This is a genomic window from Endozoicomonas sp. ALE010 (assembly GCF_049310165.1).
Lineage (GTDB): Bacteria > Pseudomonadota > Gammaproteobacteria > Pseudomonadales > Endozoicomonadaceae > Endozoicomonas.
Genome location: NZ_JBLYNV010000008.1, coordinates 65,168 through 81,440, shown reverse-complemented (window position 1 = coordinate 81,440; position 16,273 = coordinate 65,168). Strand labels below are relative to the sequence as shown.

General features: G+C 49.5%; 17 protein-coding genes. 6 read left to right on the top strand and 11 right to left on the bottom strand.

Annotation, left to right across the window (positions count from 1 at the left end; all coding sequences use genetic code 11):
• The first annotated feature begins 90 nt into the window (after nt 1–90).
• Nucleotides 91–282, top strand: coding sequence for a hypothetical protein (locus tag ACO6UY_RS05795; protein ID WP_422489353.1), 192 nt, complete (start codon nt 91–93; stop codon nt 280–282).
• 19 nt (nt 283–301) lie between these two features.
• Here ACO6UY_RS05795 and ACO6UY_RS05790 read toward each other — a convergent pair whose 3' ends face one another.
• A complete protein-coding gene (locus tag ACO6UY_RS05790; RefSeq protein WP_422489351.1) occupies nt 302–1,594 on the bottom strand; it encodes a metallophosphoesterase in 1,293 nt (430 codons plus the stop codon).
• 324 nt (nt 1,595–1,918) lie between these two features.
• On the opposite strand from ACO6UY_RS05790, the gene ACO6UY_RS05785 reads away from it, so the two are divergent.
• The gene (locus ACO6UY_RS05785) at nt 1,919–3,352 is read left to right on the top strand and encodes a hypothetical protein (protein WP_422489350.1); all 1,434 of its coding nucleotides are present in this window, start codon (nt 1,919–1,921) and stop codon (nt 3,350–3,352) included.
• Nucleotides 3,353–3,773: 421 nt separating this feature from the next.
• A complete protein-coding gene (locus ACO6UY_RS05780; RefSeq protein WP_269672392.1) occupies nt 3,774–4,151 on the top strand; it encodes a NirD/YgiW/YdeI family stress tolerance protein in 378 nt (125 codons plus the stop codon).
• 26 nt (nt 4,152–4,177) lie between these two features.
• On the opposite strand, the gene cysQ is transcribed toward ACO6UY_RS05780, so the two are convergent.
• Both cysQ and nudE read right to left on the bottom strand, forming a co-directional pair.
• Nucleotides 4,178–5,002 carry a 3'(2'),5'-bisphosphate nucleotidase CysQ gene (cysQ, locus tag ACO6UY_RS05775; RefSeq protein WP_422443861.1) on the bottom strand — a complete coding sequence of 275 codons (825 nt, stop codon included), beginning with the start codon at nt 5,000–5,002 and terminating at the stop codon, nt 4,178–4,180.
• 40 nt (nt 5,003–5,042) lie between these two features.
• Nucleotides 5,043–5,621, bottom strand: coding sequence for an ADP compounds hydrolase NudE (gene nudE, locus ACO6UY_RS05770; protein ID WP_422461277.1), 579 nt, complete (start codon nt 5,619–5,621; stop codon nt 5,043–5,045).
• Nucleotides 5,622–5,821: 200 nt separating this feature from the next.
• Between nudE and ACO6UY_RS05765 the strand changes: the two genes are divergently transcribed.
• Both ACO6UY_RS05765 and hslR read left to right on the top strand, forming a co-directional pair.
• Nucleotides 5,822–6,154, top strand: coding sequence for a hypothetical protein (locus ACO6UY_RS05765; RefSeq protein ID WP_422461275.1), 333 nt, complete (start codon nt 5,822–5,824; stop codon nt 6,152–6,154).
• Between the two features lie 183 nt (nt 6,155–6,337).
• Nucleotides 6,338–6,727 carry a ribosome-associated heat shock protein Hsp15 gene (gene hslR / locus ACO6UY_RS05760; protein ID WP_269672396.1) on the top strand — a complete coding sequence of 130 codons (390 nt, stop codon included), beginning with the start codon at nt 6,338–6,340 and terminating at the stop codon, nt 6,725–6,727.
• On the opposite strand, the gene pdxA is transcribed toward hslR, so the two are convergent.
• From pdxA to ACO6UY_RS05745, 3 genes are all read right to left on the bottom strand, one after another.
• Nucleotides 6,721–7,797, bottom strand: coding sequence for a 4-hydroxythreonine-4-phosphate dehydrogenase PdxA (gene pdxA / locus ACO6UY_RS05755; RefSeq protein ID WP_422443852.1), 1,077 nt, complete (start codon nt 7,795–7,797; stop codon nt 6,721–6,723). The two genes, hslR and pdxA, sit on opposite strands and share 7 nt — an antisense overlap.
• A 45-nt stretch (nt 7,798–7,842) precedes the next feature.
• A complete protein-coding gene (locus ACO6UY_RS05750; protein ID WP_422443850.1) occupies nt 7,843–8,337 on the bottom strand; it encodes a hypothetical protein in 495 nt (164 codons plus the stop codon).
• A 116-nt stretch (nt 8,338–8,453) separates the two neighbouring features.
• Entirely contained in the window at nt 8,454–8,966 is a 513-nt protein-coding gene (locus ACO6UY_RS05745) for a hypothetical protein (protein ID WP_422467207.1), read from the bottom strand.
• A gap of 135 nt (nt 8,967–9,101) precedes the next feature.
• On the opposite strand from ACO6UY_RS05745, the gene ACO6UY_RS05740 reads away from it, so the two are divergent.
• A complete protein-coding gene (locus tag ACO6UY_RS05740) occupies nt 9,102–9,254 on the top strand; it encodes a hypothetical protein (RefSeq protein ID WP_269672400.1) in 153 nt (50 codons plus the stop codon).
• Between the two features lie 154 nt (nt 9,255–9,408).
• Here the strand turns inward: ACO6UY_RS05740 and ACO6UY_RS05735 are convergent, their stop codons facing one another.
• From ACO6UY_RS05735 to xdhA, 5 genes are all read right to left on the bottom strand, one after another.
• On the bottom strand, nt 9,409–10,170 hold the full coding sequence (locus ACO6UY_RS05735) for a DeoR/GlpR family DNA-binding transcription regulator (RefSeq protein ID WP_101748183.1): 762 nt from the start codon (nt 10,168–10,170) through the stop codon (nt 9,409–9,411).
• 287 nt (nt 10,171–10,457) lie between these two features.
• Complete coding sequence (locus ACO6UY_RS05730; protein ID WP_422443846.1) at nt 10,458–11,381, bottom strand: acyltransferase; 924 nt, start codon at nt 11,379–11,381, stop codon at nt 10,458–10,460.
• A 24-nt stretch (nt 11,382–11,405) separates the two neighbouring features.
• A complete protein-coding gene (gene xdhC, locus ACO6UY_RS05725) occupies nt 11,406–12,269 on the bottom strand; it encodes a xanthine dehydrogenase accessory protein XdhC (protein ID WP_422489348.1) in 864 nt (287 codons plus the stop codon).
• An 8-nt stretch (nt 12,270–12,277) separates the two neighbouring features.
• On the bottom strand, nt 12,278–14,611 hold the full coding sequence (gene xdhB, locus ACO6UY_RS05720; RefSeq protein WP_422443842.1) for a xanthine dehydrogenase molybdopterin binding subunit: 2,334 nt from the start codon (nt 14,609–14,611) through the stop codon (nt 12,278–12,280).
• Complete coding sequence (gene xdhA, locus ACO6UY_RS05715; protein WP_422489347.1) at nt 14,604–16,076, bottom strand: xanthine dehydrogenase small subunit; 1,473 nt, start codon at nt 16,074–16,076, stop codon at nt 14,604–14,606. The genes xdhB and xdhA overlap by 8 nt, the downstream gene beginning before the upstream one ends.
• Nucleotides 16,077–16,273 lie beyond the last annotated feature (197 nt).

Here is a 16,273-nt window from a genome sequence, read left to right as displayed (position 1 = left end):
GAAGCCTGAGTAGCAGCAGTGAGACCTGCTCAAATTTAACTTAATGGTCAGGCAAAAACTTTAGAGTCGAGTGATACAAATTTTTTCTGAATGGACACATTGCAGCACGGTGTGCCATCAGCAGCAGAGGTGGTCACTTTTGAACAGCAGGCCGATCCATTTTGGGCAGTGCCACTATTGGGCGACCTGAGCGGCGCATTATCGCGGAAAATTAATATTCAGCACCGGCTGGTTTACCAGGTACTGAAAAAAGAGAAAACCGTTAAAATCATCAGTATGTAGACACATTACGAATAACGACTTAATAAAGGGGATATACACCCTCACTCTCCAACTCGTAACTTGCGCCCTGATCACTTTTCACAATACTGACCTCAAATTGATCTTCCTCAAATCGAACCAGCATGTATTTCTGGAACGCCGTTGCGCCTCCCAGAAACACAGGGAGGTGCTCACCTGGTCCGTAGAAATCCCACAGGGTGTGAAAATCAACCTGGCCTACAAAAGAGTGCAGGTGACCGGCAAAAATGGCAGAAATTTTATATCGCCGCAGGATATCTCTTATCTCATTGGTAAAACCAGATATGTGGTAGTTCAGGATAATATGTTTGCCTTCACTGCTGGCCTGATCCAGGTCATTGGCCAGCCACTCTCTGGCGGATTGGATATCAAAATAATCCCTTCGGGTCCTGGCAAAGTTCCAGCCATCCCATTGTGCCGTATAGGTTGGGTAATTATTGAGTTGAACGAAATGGATGTCACCAATATCCCAGGAATAAGCAAAGCTTTTACTGAATTTTTTTTTCAGTAATGGAAACTCGAAATAAGTCCCCGTGCTGTGATAGTCAAAACTGCGGACATTCAACGTACGCACATGATCCCGTAAATACAGCATCATTCTGGAAGCACAGTTGTTCAAAAAGCAGCCATCAACATTGTTGGAAATATCATGATTACCCAGGCCCGGATAGACGTTCATTTTTAATTCGTTGTGGTATAGCCGGTAGTAGGCATCGAACTGCCAGTCATAACCAAACGCGGTCAGGTCGCCATTGATGACGACGCCGGCCAGTTGCTCTTTACCCAGGTCATCCATTAATGCATTCAGGCTTTGCACATAATTCATATTTTCCTGCCAGGCTTTGTCCTGGTCATCACAATTTTCTTTTGATGATTGACATGACCATGGGTACTGAGGGTCTGACATAAATGCCATATAAAAATCGTGATGGTTGAACGGAATCAACCGCGCAAAGGAAAAATTGTCTTCCAGCGCTTCTGCCACATTGCCGGTAGCGTTGAAATAGGTTCTGCACATGCCACTGCCATCCGGTTCATCACAGACCTCCAGTGCCTGATCGGAGGCCAGTTGGATGGGTGTGGCCGAATCATCGGCTTCACACAGAGGCAATAGCTGTTCAGAGTAGTGTTGGAGTTCATGCAGGTTGGTGCAGTCTTGTTCTGAAGCCAGGCATTGATTCATGAACACTATGCCCAGAACGAGAGAGATCAGGCTCTTGAATGCATTCCGGATGGTAAGGTGGGGCATAATGGGCCTCATATTATTGCGAAGTGACTGCGTTATGATGTCCAAATCAATTTTAATTAACTAACACTATGAAAAGGTTAAAAATATATCGACAGATGATGGTTGGATTTGAACAAACAATGAATAGAGAAAGGTGAGGTGGATGATATCCATTATGTTTTTTGATGGTTAGCTACTTATCAGCCAGTACGAGAAAGTCAGGATTTATCAGGCTTTCTTTCAGGTTATAACTGAACTGCTGCCAACCGGGAGAGTTTGGGAACAAAATTCTAGTCCTGTTGTCCATAAAACTGATCAGTCAGTCAACATATCGCTTTTAATCTGGTCAATCACAAGAATTTCGTTTTCATTCTACGTTCAGGAGTTTACATGGCGAATTCCATCCAGCCACAAACATCTATCCAGTGCACTGCCGTCGGCGGTGCTGATCAATTATCGTTCGGCACTACACCTGCAATAGCCGGGAAGTTTGATTCCCGGCACACCACCACCTCATCTGAGCGCCTTCAACTGAAGATGCTGGGGTATTCTGAGAAGGATATTATTACTGGAGAGACGGCGCTATATGAACGGGAAATTAAACCAACTCCGGCTGATATTATCCAGGAGCTTGCCGGCAAACGCGTTGATATAACCTCCGCATTTCTCATCATCAAAGAGGCGATGGACAAGACTCGCGGCTTCCGTAATCAATCTCAAATAGTCCAAGAGGTCGTCAGGTTTGCCGAGTCACTGAAAAAAAGTCTGGACAAAAAAATTGACGAACACCTTACCTCTGCGTGGCCGGAGCAGCAAAAAGTGGCCGAGATTGTCAGCAATTGGCCAGAGTTCCTCAAGGAGTCGGCAACCTACATCCGTTATGGCTGGCCAGTTCTGGCTATTGGTTATGATCAACAGTTCTTATGTGACTTCGGGTCTGCCACAGAAGTCTGCACTCACTACCGTGAATCATACCCGGGTGCCCATCCGCGGATATTTCCTGGTCATGCAAATCTTCATTATCATAGTTTTGATCCAAACAACTATAAGAATTATTCTTCAGATGACTATCAACGCTATTTTGGTGAGTTTGCCCAACAAGTTCAGGAGTTGGTTAATAACCCTCCGGCAGATTTTCCCAAAATCGATGAATGTTCATTCCTGGAGTATCCGGTCTTTTTCCGTCTGGTCAAGGATATTTGGCTTGACGCATTATCGACTAATAAGACCGGAACCATGGAAAGGGTCAGTCATTTGATGGTGTCGTATACGAAGGTCTTACACAAAATGTCTGAATATTGTTCCAAACCCAAACACCACGACTCTCTGGATGACCAGTTAAGTAGCGCCCATTCTCATAAATTGGGATATGAGGATTTGTTAATTTTAGCCTTTCAGCTGGCTACGGCCCCTGATAAATGGGAGGAAAACTATAAAGATATTTTCCAGCAGTTGATCAGCCTTGAACTTTCAAGTGAGAAAAGCGAGCTAATGAGAGGTTATGACCAATGGACGGAGGGTCGCGTTCAGCAAATGCAGGTCAGTCATTGGGTAGAGTCAATGTTTATTCCTAAGACCATCAAAACCTTGCACTTTCTGCAAGATATTATCAACTATATTGATCAGCCATGTGAGAATTTAAGGGGTGGCCCTCGTTCGGTTGTGGATAGTTTCCAATGGAATGACAAAGACTACTTCGATGCAGATACCAGGCAGCTACTGAAACCCATCATTGCAAAAGACCTGGGGAATTTAGGTCCCCTGGAGGAAACTCAAAAGGTGCTTGATGCTTTTTTCAGCAACAAGGTACCCAAGTTAGCATAATTAAGTAGCTGGCCATATGGAATCATATATTTCTGGCTACTTATCCCGTTGCGTTCAGAAAGAACTGCACAAAAAAGGATCGAATTTACTGTAATGGTACCCCAATATTTTTAATGGGTTTTGGAATTGGATAACCACGAAGTTCAAAAAGAGCACAAAGAAATCTTTTCTTTGTGCTCTTTTTGAACGGTTCCGTCTTCGTTTGTTTAACTATTTCGATAGATAATTATTGGCTTTGAACAAACCCGGAAAGCATTTGCTATTATGAATTGGGTCTTAATTAGCATGGATCTTATTTATGATTAGCTACAGAAAAAATAGCTACGAAAATAAATAGCGTTTTTAACAGGGTTAAATGGATATTGCATCATAATCCGGCACTGCCGAATAATCACATAAGGATTGAATAGAGATAAGACTTATGACGAAAGGAAAGTTAGCAGGAGTAATCCTGTCAGGTTTTATTGCCTCGGCCTGCTCTCAGGAAACACGTTTTAATCTTGACCAGAGCGATACGTCCGAAAATCCCATGTATCACAAGCAAAGTGTTGAAGAAATTCTGAACACCTCAGACGATGAAGAACTGGTTCGGATTTCCGGTGAAATTGTTAAGAAAATCAAAGGGAAAATATACCTGTTTCGTGGTGAAACCGGTGAGATTAAAGTACTTATTGATGATTCAGCCCTGCCCGATCAGGAGGTTAAGCTGAACTCTCCCACCATTATTAAAGGTGAGGTGGATAATCCACCCGACAGAGCCCCCAGGGTTGAGGTGGATGATATTCATTATGTCTTTTGATAGCTATCTGCCGCTCATACAGTCCCTCAGGAACGCGGCGGCCAGAAATTATTCCATTGAATCGTTTTATCAGCCAGTACGAGAAAGTCTGGATTAATCAGGCTTTCTTTCAGGTTATAACTGAACCGCTGGCCATCCGGATTAAGAAACAATCCGCCTGCCCCTTCAACAACTGCCTGAACAGCTCCGGTATCCCATTCCGATGTAGGGCCAAGTCTGGGATAGATATCAGCCTGACCCTCAGCAATCAGGCAGCTTTTTAATGCACTGCCAACTTTCCTGGATATCAGGCCCGGATACACCGCTTTCAGTGCGTTAAGGTAGTGACTGGCCTGTTCTGTGCCATAACTGCGGCTGCCAAGAACGATGACTTCCTTCTGGGGAGCGAACTTTCTGGGGCGGATTTCATAAGCAACACCATCGTTAACCTGTTTCCACGCGCCCAGACTTTTACCTCCCCAGTAAGTGGTATCCGTCGCGGGAATATGCACGATGCCAAGGAGCGGGTAGTTATTCTCAATCAGGGCAATATTGACTGAGAATTCACCATTGCGGTTAATAAACTCTTTGGTTCCATCCAGAGGGTCAATCAGCCAGTAACGCTGCCAGTTTCTTCTTTCCTGCCAGGAGGGATGATCCGACTCTTCAGAAAGCAGAGGGTATGTTACCGGCAAACCTTCCAGGCCATTAACGATGACTGCATTGGCCGCCAGATCAGCCTTGGTGACAGGCGTGGTATCCGCCTTGGTTTGTACCCCGAGATCATCCTGCTGATAGACGGCAAGAATACCTTTTCCTGCCTCTCGGGCAATGTGTACTAACTCAGGAATTAAAGACTCAGGATTGCTCATATCTCGCACTCTGGCAAAGGTGGATCAGGCCGGTTAATGGTCAACCCAGTAACCCGGCTTGAAGTTGCTCGCGAACCATAAACAGGGCTGCGATCACTCTTGCTTCCGTAAAGTCCGGCCGGGCACACAGCGTCATTAACTGATCAAATGAAAACGTCTCGACTTCCAGGGGTTCTGGTTCATCGCCCTCCAGCGTCTCTTCATAAAGGTCCTGCGCCACCATTATATGAATACTGCGCTTCATGTAGTTGGGTGAAAGGGTGAAGTCGCCCAGGTGATGCCAGCGTTGAGCACCAAAACCGATCTCTTCCCTCAGCTCTCTGTTGCCCCCTTCTTGCAGGGTTTCGCCGGGTTCGGCAAGGCCTTTCGGGAGGGTGAGCTGGTAATCTTCCGTTCCGGCAGCGTACTCCCTGATCATCATGAAATGCTGGTGATCAACCAGTGGCACAACCATCACGCCCCGGTGTCCTGTCTCAAACTCACCCAGACGTTCATAAATACGCTCTTCACCGTTTGCAAACCGGATATCCAACTCTTCCACCCGGAACAGGCGGGTTCGGGCGATTTCCCGGCATGCGCGAATCTCTGGCTTATTTTTCTGTGGAATGTGTTCCGTCATGGTTTCCTGATGGTACTGGCTGGAAATACCCGGTCATTATAGTGGGCATAGGCTCCTGGTATCCATTGATGCCGGATCACTTTTGGCCTTGAAAGCACGGAATTTCATTCACATTATGGCACTGGTAAAATGGCCGGAAACGTTCAGATAGGACCTGATACCCCCTGAATTCCCCAACATTCTCTAGCTGAGACGCCCTCATGATTGACTGGACCAAGATCATCACAGTGCTGCTGGATATGGATGGCACGTTATTAGACCTCCATTTTGACAACTATGATAAGTTAATCAGTTCCCATGACTACGGCTATCCCAAGGAGGGTCAGAGTTTCTGGCGTGCACTGGAAGACGATATTGCCCTCGATAAGGCGCATGCACTGTTTATTGATGACAATATCGGCATTCTTGATTCAGCAAAGACCTATGGTATTGCCGAGCTGCTGGCCATCCGTTATCCCGACAGTCAAAAAGGGCCTTGGGACACTGGTACCTACAATGCGGTTGAGGATTTCCGGGAACTGTTTATTTCCTAGTACATGGTTTCAATGAGTTTGACGGGTTGTCGTGCCTCCGCACTCCGTTCGTCCTGAGCCTGTCGAAGGGCGGAAACTCCGGACTCTGATAGATCGTGCCAAGCACCCTTCGACTCCGCTCAGGGTGAACGGAGATTGTACACGTCAAACTCATTGAAACCATGTACCAGTAAGGGGGACCGAATGAGTAATAGTGAAAAGATCAGACTTGATAAATGGTTATGGGCAGCCCGCTTTTATAAGACCCGCAGTATCGCCAAGGAAGCCATAGACGGTGGCAAGGTGCACTTGAATGGTCAGCGGTGCAAGCCAGGCAAAGAGCCCCGGGTGGGTGATGTGATAAAACTTCGTGCTGGCTGGGATGAGCGCATTGTTATCGTTAAGCAGCTCAGTGATAAGCGGCAGAAGGCTGAACTGGCCCAGCAGCTCTATGAAGAAACACCTGAGAGCCTTCAGGCCCGGGAAGAGGCCGCCGAGAATCGAAAAGCCCTGCGAGGTGCCATGCCCAGACCCGATCACCGTCCGGATAAAAAGCAGCGTCGTGAGATCCTGAAGCATAAGGCGGATTACTGATTCCGGTGGGTTCCATCGGTATATTGTATGGCGACTTTGATCGCTTCCGTCAGGCTGACTTCGCTGGCCTGACCGGTACCGGCGATATCATAGGCGGTTCCGTGATCCACCGAGGTTCTCAGAAATGGCAGGCCACAGGTAATGGAAACCGTACGTTGAAAGTCCACCATCTTGGTGGCGATATGGCCCTGGTCATGATACATGGACAGCACCCCATCATAATCGCCGTTAAGCGCCTGATGGAACACGGAATCAGCGGGAATGGGGCCAGTGATATTCCACCCTTCCTTCCTGGCCCGCATCACCGCAGGCTCAATGGCGCAGACTTCTTCATCTCCAAACAGCCCGTTCTCGCCACAGTGGGGGTTCAAACCGGCCACAGCCAGTGATGGCGAAGGGACGCCCAGGGACTTGAGAATCTGGTAAGACTTGACAATGCCCTTGAAAACCCTGTCTTCAACAATGGCATCACAGGCCTGTCTGAGCGACAGATGGCGGGTAAGAAAGAAAACCCTGAGCCCGGCAACCTGGAAGAGCGTAATAGGGTCATGGGTGTGAGTCAGTGATGCCAGTATTTCCGTATGGCCGATATGAGGAATCTTTGCCGCTTTGAGCGACAGCTTATTGATGGGTGGGGTAACGATGGCACTTTTTTTCTGCTGTTGAACATAGTGAACCGCCTGCTCAATAAACTTGTATGCTGCCACTCCGGTTTCTGCAGAGATTTTTCCGAACATAATGTGGTCGATATTCGTGATCGGGCAGTCAAGCAGGTTGATTTGTCCGGGCTGATGCAAGTCAGGAGTCGTTTGTTGAAGCAACCGGAAGCTGACCTTCTCCCTGCACAGGCTGGCGGCCTGTTCCAGCCATCGAACATCCCCCATCACCACTGGCCGACAGGTTCCGGCAAGCTCCGGGTCACATAGTGATTTGATAATGATTTCTGCGCCGATACCGGCAGGGTCACCCATGGGGATACAGATCAGGGGAGGCATTTCGGCTATCGGCCACACCGGGCCGCCTGCAAGGCTGGAGACTTCAATCAGCTTAGCAGCAATGCTGAGTGTCACAAATGTTCATGACCGATTCGTCGGCCACCGGGCATGATGAAACGATTAGGAACCTGTGCCATTGCCCTGCCCGGGTGGAGTGAGGCAGCCCTGGGCAGCACGGTTTCGGACAGAACTTGCGCCTGGTTGTAACGTGAGCACCTGGAATTGTGTAGGTGGATAGATGTCAACTACAGGCTTTTCAATGACATCAGTTTCACCAAAGCCATAATTATCCCACTCGCGGGCATGAGATTGATATGGCAAATGATCAGAATGACAACACTTCCGTTCTTTCAGGCACTTGTCCACCGTACTTTCGGCCTTGTTCAAGCAACGTACTGCGCAAGCGCCGGTAAATGCTGCACTGTATAAACAGGCCTTCGGGGCGGGAGTAACACATCCCAGAGTACAGCATCCTGTTACGCACATTGCCGTGCTGTATGCCATACAGACAACCTGCTGCAAATTGTCACGTTCTTTCTCACAGAAGTCACAGTGCTGAACATTGTTTCCCCACACGGCCTGTGGTCCGGGCTGGTAATTGATTACAGTATTCATGGTTCGTTAACTCCAGTTTTCCAGATCGTCGGACCGGGTTTATTGGTGATAGTTCCCGGGCAAGGCCGCTTTAATGTGACCTTCCTTACAGGCTCCTGGGAGAATCTCACTTATCTTTACTTCCTGGCCTGTGTTCCGTAACCGATGAGAAAATCTTCCATTATGTCCACAGCAACAAAGTCGGCTTTTGTCTTCTTAACTGAGTCGGCTGGCACATCGTTGTTATCATTCTCCTGGATGAGTGAATGATCGGGTGAAATGAGGATGCCCGGAGCTGCACGGTTGCGGACAGAGTTTGTGCCTGGTTGTACAGTGATCATCTGGAATGGTGTCGTCGAATGGCTGTCACCTGAAAGCTTTTTTCTGGCATCAGTTTCACTGGCCCCGGAACTATTGATCTCGCCAGAATCAGGCTGATACGGCAGATTATCAAAATGACAACATTTCCGTTCTGTCAGGCACTTGTCAATACTCCTTCCGATGTTGTTCCAACAACACAATGTAAAGCAGCCGATACATGACGCACCAGTTAACGAAGAACACGCGACGGAGCAATTGCAAATTAGTCCCGAAAAAAAGCCTACAATAAAGGTTGCTGCGCTGCATGGCACCCAGATTGCCTGCTGCAAATTGCTCCGTTGTTCCTTACAGGACTGACAGCGCTGATCACTGTTTCGGCTCATGGCCTGGGGAAGGGGTTGATAATTGCTTAAAATATGCATGGTTCGATAACTCCGGTTTTTCTGGTTCGTCGGACCGGGTTTATGGCCGATGGTTCCCTGCAAAGGCCTCTTTTTTTATCTGAATATTTTTCAAAAGAACCTGAAATAAACAACCAGCGTTTAAAGATTTTGTTCCTGTTTGTTCTGGGAAATAACCAACTTGTTATTACTAATTTTTTAGAAAAGCTTGTGTGATGCAGTAAGAAGAAGACTGGAAACTCAATCGGCAATAAAGAAACATCGTCGCTAAATACTATCAATGAGTTGACTACAAACTCATCACAACTGAAATCAGGGATTTTCACGGCAAAAAAAGGGAGCCACAGGGCTCCCGGAAGATGATCTCTGGTCAGGACGGCAGAATGATATTGCCACCGGCTTCGCGGATTGCGGCCAGGTTCTCTTCATCAAACTTGCTGTCGGTGATAATGCAATCCAGCTCTTCCAGACGGGCAATGGTTTTCATGCTGGAGGCACCAAATTTACTGGAATCCGCCAGCAGAACGGTTTTATTGGCCCGTTCCATCATTTTGCGACGGATATAGTAATGATCGTTGGATGCCGTGGTCACGCCATTGTTCAGGCTCCAGCTGTTGGTGGCCAGGAAGGCGATATCCGCATTAATGCTGTCCAGGAATGACAGGGCCGCAACATCCGTGTGCGCCTTGGTGATGGCACTGACATTACCCCCGGTGGTGAACACCTTAACCGTTGACGAGTCTGACAGCTGCAGGGCAATTTTCAGGTCAGTGGTGATCACGGTGACCTTCATGCGCATCATCAGTTTGGCCAGCGCCATTGTACTGGTACCAGAGTCCAGCAGAACGATCTGCCCTTCACGAATCTGCTTCAGGGCTTCATGGGCGATGGATTTTTTCTCTTCGATATTCACCGCGTTTTTCTTTTCGTAAGGGATATCTTCCATCAGGAAGCTTTTGGACACAGCACCGCCATAGGTCACGCGCAGCTTGTCTTCTTGCTCCAGGGTGCGAATATCACGACGGATGGTCATTTGGGAGACATCGAAACGTTCGGCCATTTCTTCGATGTTGGCACAGCCTTTTTCTTCAACAAAAGCAAGAATATGTTCGCGACGTTCAACCGGAAGCATAGTTGTTCCTCATTAAATGGAGCATGATCAGTTTGCCCTGTTGATCAACTGGCACATCAGGTTCGCAGAACTCGACCAACGGTAATGATGCTTGCTGCCGATGAGTATTCAGAAAAGTAATGTCCCGTAAGAGGGGCTTACGGGGTTACCGTGCGGTAATGAACTGATGGCACTCGAATGCAGAAGACCGATCAATGGGCATTTGGCGCGGGATTATATCACCAGAATGATGAACTATTACTAACTTTTGCAAGTTATAAACCGGGAAGTTAATTCAGGACCATTCCTTACTCATGCTCAACCGCCACTGCTCTGGCGTGGCTTTCCCTGACTGACAGGATCAGCTGGTCCTTTTCAGTCCACAGTTCATTCACCCAGTTCTGACACTGTTCCCGAAATACCTCATCATTACTGTAATCCCGACCAAGATAAGCGTCAGAAATTGTCTGTTTTTCAATCCTGACGTTGATGGCATCGCCCCGGCCGCAGAGGAAATCCCAGAACGATGGCACTCCGTCCTGGTAAACAATGGTGATATTAATCAAAGTACGCAGCTGTTGATCCATGGCTCCAAGCACAAAACCAACTCCGCCGGCCCGTGGCTTCAGCAGATGTTGAAAAGACGACTTCTGTTGCTTGTGTTTGGCATCGGTAAAGCGGGTTCCTTCAATAAAGTTAAAAACCGATACCGGAACATCCCGGAACTTTTCACAGGCTTTTCGGGTGGCTTTAAGATCTTCACCGCGTTTCTCCGGATGCTTTTCCAGATAGGCCCGTGAATAGCGTTTCATAAATGGGAAGTCCAGCGCCCACCAGCATAAGCCGATAACCGGTACCCAGATCAGCTCCTGTTTCAGAAAGAACTTCAGCATGGGAATTCTGCGGTTCAGCAGGTGCTGGACAATAAAAATATCCGCCCAGGACTGGTGGTTACAGGTGACCAGATACCATTCATCTTTCTGCAGGCTGTCCAGTCCTGCAATTTGCCACTGCATCCTCCGGGTCAGTTTCATCCAGCCACTGTTGATGCTGATCCAGCACTCAGCAATAGCGATGCACAGGCGGGTACACAGTTTTTGCCACGGTTTGATCGGTATCAGAAAACGACTAACACTGAATGCCAGTAAAGGTATGCTCATAATCAGGGTGTTTATTGCGAGTACACTCGCGGATAGGCAACCCCTGAGAAAAGCCGGGATAGATGACAGCATAGTATCTACACACGTTAGTTATTATCATTGGGCAACTTCATGCTGATGAGAATGTAAGAGTTTTTTCAAGCCTTGCCAAGGGATACCTTCGCGCTTTTTATGGTTCTCACCCCGGTTGCCATTTTGTATGGACACAATTTCAGCAGCAATCGCAATGGCTATTTCAGCAGGCTTTCGGCCCCCAACATTTTCCAGTCCAACCGGACAGCGTAGATGCTCAATTTGGGCTGGCGAGAAACTGCCTTTGTGTTCCAGTCGCTGACGGAAACGCTTGGCCTTGGTTTCTGAGCCAATAACACCCAACCAACGACTTTGTTCGTGTTTCAGTGTTGCTTCGGCAATGGCGAAATCCAGCTGGTGGTTGTGGGTGACCACCAGAACAAAGGTATTATCAGGCAGGTTTTCTACCTCCAGCTCCGGCTGATCGCTGATGCAGACCCGAACATTTCCCGGCAGCTGTTCAGGAAACAGTGCTTCCCGGCTATCGATCCAGGTAATCTGGCAATCCAGAGGAGCCAGAACATTCACCAGCGCATGACCCACGTGACCGGCACCAAACAGGGCGATACGAAAACCACAGGTGGTGATCGGTTCCAGCAGCGCACTGACACTGCCGCCACAGCACTGCCCAAGCTTCGGGCCAAGGGGAAAGTGCTCCAGAAGCGGCTCTGAGTGGTGGTTAAGCAGAAGTTCCCGGGCTTTCTGGATCAGCAGAAATTCCAGCTGCCCGCCACCGATGGTGTCAAAGCACTGGTCAGCCGTGACCACCATTTTACTGCCAGATTTTCTGGGGGCAGAACCTGCCGACCCCAGAATGGTCACCAGTACACCGGACTCGCCGGTTTGCTGAAGCCTGGCCAGGGCATCAATCCACATATCCTCTCCCATCACACGGTTTATAGCGCGTTCTCTTTTATGGATGTGACGGCCGTCAATACCCTTTCCGGGGTGGCAGGCACATCAATTTGTGGATTAACCTGATAATCCGAAAGGCTGGATACGGCATCCCGTATGGCACACCACACCGACATACCCAGCATAAAGGGGGGCTCGCCTACCGCCTTGGAGTGATAGATGGTGTGTTTCGGGTTTGGCTGCTGGAACAGCTCAACATTGAATACCGGTGGCATATCTTCAATGGTGGGGATTTTATAGGTAGCCGGGTTATTACTCAGCAAACGTCCACTGTCGTCCCATACCAGCTCTTCGGTGGTCATCCAGCCCATGCCCTGGATAAAACCGCCTTCAATCTGACCCCGATCAATCGCCGGGTTCAGTGAATGGCCCACATCGTGAAGAATGTCCACCCGATCCACCTTGTATTCACCGGTCAGCGTATCCACGGTGACTTCTGACACGGAAGCACCACAGGCAAAGTAGTAAAACGGTCTGCCACTGGCGGTTTCCCGGTCGTAGTGAATTTCCGGCGTGCTGTAGAAACCACTGCTGGATAGGGAAACCCGGTGCAGATAGGCCGCCTGAATAAAGTCAGCAAACGGCATTTGACGTTCACCAAGACGCACTTTGTCATCCTGGAATGACACTTCCTGCCCTGAGACGCCATAGTGCTCAACCGCAAAATCAACCAGACGATCCCGGATTTTCTGGCAGGCATCCTGAGCGGCCTTGCCATTCAGGTCGGTACCACTGGATGCCGCAGTGGGTGACGTGTTGGGTACTTTGTCGGTGCGGGTAGACGTCACCTGCACCCGTTCCAGAGCAACACCGAACTCGTTGGCCACGATCTGGGCGACTTTGATATAAAGACCCTGACCCATTTCGGTACCGCCATGGTTGATCTGGATACTGCCATCGGTATAGACATGGACAAGCGCACCGGCCTGGTTCAGATGTTTTGCGGTAAAAGAGATACCAAATTTCACCGGTGTCAACGCCAACCCTTTTTTCAGTACCGGGCTTTGCTGGTTGAATGCGCGGATGGCTTCCCGTCGTTGCCAGTAGTCTGAGCTTTCTTCCAGCTGGCCGATCACCTCATGCAGTACGTTATGTTCCACACGCTGGTGGTAATGCGTGGTATTTCGGTCAGTGATGCCATAGAGGTTTCTCTTGCGAACCTCCAGGGGGTCCAGACCGGTTGAACGTGCAATGTCGTCCATAATCCGTTCAATAACCAGCATGCCCTGAGGTCCGCCAAAGCCTCGGAAAGCGGTATTGGATGCGGTATTGGTTCGGCAGCGATGGCCGATCACATGGGCGTTATTGAGATAATAGGCGTTATCAGAGTGGAACATGGCCCGGTCGACAATGGCGTCGGTCAGGTCCGGAGAGTGCCCGGCATCACCGGCCAGCTCGATATCAACACCGGCCAGCAGGCCCTGCTGATCAAAACCCACGGTATAGCGATGGCGAAAAGGGTGTCGTTTACCGGTAGAGAGCATATCCTGCTGTCGATCAATGCGAAACTTCACCGGTCTGCCGGTTTTTACCGCCAGAAGCGCCGCAATACAGGCCGGGGCGGCGGCCTGGGTCTCCTTGCCACCAAAACCGCCGCCCATACGGCGTACATCGGCCACCACTTTATTCAGTGGTATGCCAATGACTTCAGCGACCAGCTTTTGCACTTCCGAAGGGTGCTGGCTTGAGGTATAGACATGGAGCTGACCGTCTTCCAGGGGAATCACGCTGGCAATCTGTCCCTCAAGATAGAAGTGCTCCTGTCCACCGTTCGACATCTGTCCCGATAGCCGGTGATCGGCATTATGGATGGCCTGTCCGGCGTCGCCTTTTTTCATGGTGTGGTCAGGCCGTACAAAGGAGTTTTGCGCCATGGCCTGATCAATACCCAGAATGGCCTCCAGCGGACGATATTCAATCACAGCTTTGCGGGCTGCGATTTTCGCCGCTTTATGGGAGGTGGCTGCCACGGCAAACACCGGTTGGCCGATATAATCCACCCGGCCATCGGCCAATAGCATATCGCCGGGAAAGACAGGGCCAATATCTTTGTGACCCGGAATATCGTCTGCGGTGATGACCGCAATAACACCGGGCGTATTCCAGACTTCCTCAACATTGATGCTGACGATATCTGCATGGGCTTCTGTGGAAAGACCAAACCCGGCATGCAGTTGGTTGGCCATTTCCGGGCGGTCATCAATATAGAGGGCTTTACCCGTCACATGCAGATGAGCACTGTCGTGTTTAGCCGAGCGGTTTCCGCTTATAGGACTTTGCTGCTGTTCACTGGCCAGATCCGGTAGTTTACGCATGACAGATAATCCTTACATTCTGGCCAGACAGTTCCATAAAATAACGCTCCAGCAAATTGCAGGCGGCTACAAGACGATACTCGCTGCTGGCCCGGACATCGGACATCGGGCTGAACTCCTGACACAGAGCGGCCTTGGCCTGACTGAGTGTTTCCTGGTTCAGTGGTGATCCCGTTAAAATCTGCTCACACAAGTCTGCACGCCTGGGGATGGCCGCCATGCCACCCAATGCCACTCTTGCCCTGGTTATGTGTCCATCGTCGTTGGTCTCCAGATTGATCGCGGCCAGGACGGTGGAGATATCATCACCATAGCGTTTGCTGAGCTTATAGACTTTCAACTGGTGAGGGGTTGTGGGAATACGGATTCGGGCAATGTACTCGCCGGATTTAAGCTCAGTCTTTTTGTAATCCAGGAAAAACCGGTTCAGGGGGATATTTCGAAGGGTATCTCCGTGACGAAGATCCAGAGAGGCATCCAGCGCCAGTAACACAGGGGGAGTGTCGCCTATGGGCGAGGCGTTGCCGATGTTACCGCCCAGAGTTCCCTGATTGCGTATTTGCTGGGAGCCCAGCCGGTCCAGCATCTGTGCAAACTCAGGAAAGTACTTCGACAGTATGGGTTTCAGGCTCCGATAAGTAACAGCCGAACCAATCACCAGCTCATTGTTTTCCTCGTGTATGGTCTGCAGAGAAGGAATACGCTTTACCAATACCAGTTTGTTTATTTTCTTCAGCTGTTGAGTCACGTCGAGCCCAAGATCGGTGCCACCGGCCAGAATTCTGGCGTCAGGGTTTTCCACCAGGTACCGGGCGAACTCATCTTCACTGGCAGGAATAAATGCACCGTTACCGCTGACACTGCCCTGTTGTTCTATGGTTTGCAGTCTGGATAAGGTTTCTGCCCGGTGCCTGAAGAATTTGTCATCCGGTTGCCCATTGGCCAGGCTCTCAGCGGCATCAATCAGGGGGCGGTAGCCAGTGCACCGGCACAGGTTGCCGCCCAGGGCCTCAAGAACATCCGGTTGGTTTTCTGCAGGTTCATGGTGAAGCGCAAATAACGACATCACAATGCCCGGGGTACAGAAGCCACATTGCGACCCATGGTGGTCAACCAGTGCCTGCTGTACCGGGTGTAACTCGCTCTTGTTTTGGTTATCTTGCGGGTGGGCCGAGCCTGCCAGGTCTTCTACGGTCAGTAGCTGCTTACCATGCAGCGAAGGCAGCAGCGCAATACAGGCGTTCATGGTATTATATTTCAGCCGATCGCCCTCTGGTTCACCCACCACAACAGTGCATGCGCCACAGTCACCTGAGCAGCAGCCCTCTTTGGTGCCGGTACGCTGTTCAGTGGCAGGCTTTGCAGAGCTGGTTTCAGCGTTGCCTCGAAGATAATCAAGAACCGTGGTATCTGAAGCGGTGTCCTCAACTTCGACGAGCCGATCGTTAAGAAGAAAGCGAATCACGATGGCATGTCCTTTTCTTTTTATTTTGTCTTTCTATGCCATGACAGGCCTTTTGCAACAGACTCTGAAGCTCCCGTTGGGCGGGCTGTATGGCATTTCCAGCCTGTTAATTTGCATTAATTTGACTATCTGGTCAGTAAAATAGCAAGCCACCAACTGTGAATTTTATTGACTATATAGTCAGAAATTTGCATTGT

Coding starts and splice junctions, on each gene's coding strand:
- ACO6UY_RS05795 (WP_422489353.1), top strand. CDS start 91: ATGGACACATTGCAGCACGGTGTGCCATCAGCAGCAGAGGTGGTCACT.
- ACO6UY_RS05740 (WP_269672400.1), top strand. CDS start 9,102: ATGGCCGATGGTTCCCTGCAAAGGCCTCTTTTTTTATCTGAATATTTT.
- xdhC (WP_422489348.1), bottom strand. CDS start 12,269: ATGGGAGAGGATATGTGGATTGATGCCCTGGCCAGGCTTCAGCAAACC.
- ACO6UY_RS05730 (WP_422443846.1), bottom strand. CDS start 11,381: ATGCTGTCATCTATCCCGGCTTTTCTCAGGGGTTGCCTATCCGCGAGT.
- ACO6UY_RS05765 (WP_422461275.1), top strand. CDS start 5,822: ATGATTGACTGGACCAAGATCATCACAGTGCTGCTGGATATGGATGGC.
- cysQ (WP_422443861.1), bottom strand. CDS start 5,002: ATGAGCAATCCTGAGTCTTTAATTCCTGAGTTAGTACACATTGCCCGA.
- ACO6UY_RS05780 (WP_269672392.1), top strand. CDS start 3,774: ATGACGAAAGGAAAGTTAGCAGGAGTAATCCTGTCAGGTTTTATTGCC.
- hslR (WP_269672396.1), top strand. CDS start 6,338: ATGAGTAATAGTGAAAAGATCAGACTTGATAAATGGTTATGGGCAGCC.
- nudE (WP_422461277.1), bottom strand. CDS start 5,621: ATGACGGAACACATTCCACAGAAAAATAAGCCAGAGATTCGCGCATGC.
- ACO6UY_RS05785 (WP_422489350.1), top strand. CDS start 1,919: ATGGCGAATTCCATCCAGCCACAAACATCTATCCAGTGCACTGCCGTC.
- xdhB (WP_422443842.1), bottom strand. CDS start 14,611: ATGCGTAAACTACCGGATCTGGCCAGTGAACAGCAGCAAAGTCCTATA.
- ACO6UY_RS05750 (WP_422443850.1), bottom strand. CDS start 8,337: ATGAATACTGTAATCAATTACCAGCCCGGACCACAGGCCGTGTGGGGA.
- ACO6UY_RS05735 (WP_101748183.1), bottom strand. CDS start 10,170: ATGCTTCCGGTTGAACGTCGCGAACATATTCTTGCTTTTGTTGAAGAA.